Genomic DNA, 544 nt, shown 5'->3' on the forward strand with positions numbered 1-544 from the left:
AATAATTATCACTTAAAAGCAATGCCAGCGAAGATTCCTGCTAATATGGCTGACACAAGAGAGACGGAGACAACGCCTGCGATGATCATTTTAGGCATCATATAGGCGGTTAAATAATCGGCTTCGGCTTGGTCACTGGTCGCCCCTTTAATGGCTTCGGTGGTTAAGGCAAAATTAAAAGGAAAACCAAGGAAACAGTTCAGGCCAATCGCAAAGGTCATGTAAGGCGAGTAACCAAAAAGCTTGCCGAAAAAGTAGGTAGCGAGGAAAATCGCCACTAAGGCAATCACCATCAGAATGACAATTTTAACGATTAAGGCCACCACAACTGACCATGTGGCCAAGGCAAAGGAGCTCATAAAGCTGGCAAACAACGCCAGATTAAGAATACCTGTCGAGGCTGATTTATCCATGGGCTTGGGTTCGATTAAACCAAAATACCCTAAAACAATTCCCACGATAATTTGGACAATCGCGTTATTAAGGCCCGTTACTTGAGTCAGCACTTGGCAGAGATAGCCTAAACAAACTAATACAGCCAAAT

At 43.6% G+C, this 544-nt stretch carries 1 protein-coding gene; it reads right to left on the reverse strand.

Features of this window, described 5'->3' with window-relative positions:
- Positions 1 to 8: 8 nt before the first annotated feature.
- Positions 9 to 544, reverse strand: a 536-nt coding sequence (locus tag AC5KOD_RS02360; protein ID WP_496912950.1) for a hypothetical protein, incomplete at its 5' end; no start/stop codon positions are given.

Source organism: Vagococcus sp. WN80Y (genome assembly GCF_059621045.1).